Origin of the sequence: Salinivibrio socompensis S35 (assembly GCF_000513715.1) — a bacterium.
Classification (GTDB): domain Bacteria; phylum Pseudomonadota; class Gammaproteobacteria; order Enterobacterales; family Vibrionaceae; genus Salinivibrio; species Salinivibrio socompensis.
The window spans coordinates 1-2,706 of record NZ_AQOD01000198.1; the positions used below are offsets into that span (position 1 = coordinate 1).

The 2,706-nt window shown below is 47.7% G+C and carries 2 protein-coding genes and 1 pseudogene; 1 reads left to right on the forward strand and 2 read right to left on the reverse strand.

The window, feature by feature from the left end:
• The coding region (locus DZ54_RS22860; protein WP_037355113.1) for a DegT/DnrJ/EryC1/StrS family aminotransferase at positions 1-219 on the reverse strand (219 nt) is incomplete at its 3' end.
• A gap of 6 nt (positions 220-225) precedes the next feature.
• Positions 226-1,221, reverse strand: a complete 996-nt coding sequence (pseB, locus tag DZ54_RS0116685) for a UDP-N-acetylglucosamine 4,6-dehydratase (inverting) (protein WP_025675331.1) — start codon at positions 1,219-1,221, stop codon at positions 226-228.
• 649 nt (positions 1,222-1,870) lie between these two features.
• On the opposite strand from pseB, the pseudogene DZ54_RS0116690 reads away from it, so the two are divergent.
• Positions 1,871-2,706 (forward strand): annotated as a pseudogene (locus tag DZ54_RS0116690) (hypothetical protein); the annotation flags it as partial.

The following is a 2,706-nucleotide window of genomic DNA, read 5'->3' on the forward strand; positions in this document are numbered from 1 at the left end:
GATCGTCTGGCCTAACCCTAGCGCCAGACAAGCGAGATGCAGAGCAGATGTCGCGCTATTAACAGCGACCGCATGCGCAGCCCCGGTGAGTTCGGCGACGGCGGCTTCAAAAGCCGGAACTTGCGGGCCTTGGGTCAGATAATCACTTTTTAGCACCTCAAGCACAGCGGCATAGTCTTGCTCACTAAGATGCTGCTTTCCGTATGGGATCAACGCCATACTCCTTTACTGCTCGGTGTCGAGTTGCAAAATGGCTTCGACGGTTAACACATCTGGGTTAGTGCCTGATTGATACTCAAAGCCTTCTGGCACGGGCTGTCCTTTTTCGCCCAACGCATTTTCTCGATAGTCATCATCGGCATCGTAGAACTTAATGGTGGGGCAAATCACGTAATGATCGGCAAATTCGAGCGTCAGATGCGCATCGTCAGCCGGACACATCACTTCATGCATTTTCTCACCGGGACGAATACCTATCACCTTGACGGGCGTGTTCGGGGCATAGGCGCTGGCCAGATCCGTCAGGCGAACCGATGGGATCTTAGGAACAAATATTTCCCCGCCATACATGCGCGAAAAGTTTTTCAGCACAAAATCCACCCCTTGCTGCAAGGTAATCCAAAAGCGGGTCATTTCAGGATGAGTAATGGGCAAATGATCCGCGCCTTCCGCTGCCTTTTTCTTAAACAAAGGCACCACAGAGCCGCGCGAGCCGACCACATTGCCATAGCGCACCACCGAAAAACGTGTCTTTTGGCCCCCGGTCATATTGTTAGCGGCGACAAACAATTTATCTGAACACAGTTTGGTGGCGCCATAGAGATTATTGGGGCTGGCGGCCTTATCGGTCGAGAGCGCAATCACCTTTTCCACCCCGTTGGCAATCGCAGCGCGAATCACATTCTCTGCGCCGTGAATGTTGGTCTTGATACATTCCATCGGGTTATATTCGGCGGCAGGTACCTGCTTGAGTGCCGCGGCATGAATCACATAGTCAATGCCTTGCATCGCTTGCATTAAACGATCGCCATCACGCATATCGCCGATAAAATAGCGCATGCAAGGGGCGTTAAAGGTTTGCTGCATTTCATATTGCTTGAGCTCATCGCGAGAGAGCACCACGAGGCGACGTGGTTGATAGCGTTCAAGCAGAGTGCGGACGTACTTTTTACCAAAAGAACCAGTACCGCCGGTGATCAGAATGGATTTGCCGTTAAACATAGGACGCCTTGTCACTAACTGTCGGGAATACAGGCAGTTTAACTGATCTGAGCAGGATTTGGCGATCTGCTACGGTGTTCTGGTGATAATGGGTGGTCAGCGATCAAAATTTATAATACGTGGTGCTAAGTGAGCGCGTAGGCAGAAAGCGATAACAATTATGCTTTCGCTGGGCCAGCAAGGCGGCCAGACAGTGTCTTTGGTGATAGTAATGGAGTAAGTCCTCATTCTCTATTGGATCTTGGATAGCAATCCATCCAGCATTGATAGCAGCAGCGAACAGTTCGGCACATCGCGAGGCGATGGGAAGAATATAACCTTTCAAGGGCATTGTTGATTTTGTACTTGGCTTTGCTCATCATCTGTGACTTGTTTCTAGGCTTTGATGATCTGATCGCCGCTAGAGTGATAAGTTCAATGATTTAGGAAAAAACGCCATGGTACGATGCGCATATTCATTTCGATTGCGTGGAGAGTGATATGAGCTTACCCAATATCTTTGACCCTTCTAAACCTCATCGATGTCCATTGATGCATCCCAACCATTAGTGTGTCGTTGTACGAGTTGTGAGATGGCTAGGCAATCGGCGGCGTCAAAGGCGGCATTAGCACGCGCGACGGCTAAAAATTTGCGCCCACCGGCTCGCTGATGCCCGCAAACAACGAGGTGAAGGCGTCCGTCGTCACCAAAGAAACCCCCAGAGAAAAAGTGGAAAGACAGCGTAGAGAGCGGCTTCAAGAACGAGAAAAGGAATGGCAACAGCTTCAAGAGAGAAAAGCAGCGTCAACCGTTAGTGTTAATCCTGATAATATGTATTGGCCTCCTTACAACTTCCTCGCTAAAGAGGGAGAGAAAGAGATTCATATTCGATATACGCAAGATGTCATAGAAACGACAGTGCTCGCGCCAGAAGAATGGAAAGAGTTTTTTGATGCGCTCGATAAAACTCAAAATATCGGCGGTGCTGTGAAAGGTACTTACGATGCATTCGATACCGCTAAAAAATTAGGTGGGTTGGGGGTGACTGCTTACGTTAAAACACATAACGGCGTCGATTACCTAATATTGAAAGGTTACAAGCAACACATGAAAACATTGTTAGCGGGTAATCGTTTCAAAGCGTCTAACCCTCAAGTGGTTAAGCTTGGTTTAGGGGCTTTAGATTCCGTGAAAGGGATGGCTCGTTATGTCAAAGTTACTGCCCCTATGGAAGTATTAGTCGGTTCAGCAATTAATGTTCTGCAATATGTTTTAAATGATGAATACACTTTAAATAAATTGGGGGTTGATGAGGCTAAATTATTGGTTGGTGTTCTTAGTTCGACTGCTTTGGCAGGAGGTATCCTTGTGGTTCTGGCTGTAGCCTCTATTCCTGTTACGTTTCTGGCTGGAACTATCATAATTGTTGGATCCAGTTTTGCAGTTTGGGCTATAGATAAAACTACTGATTTTCAAAGTAAAATTGTAGAGGGTGCTCTTGAGAA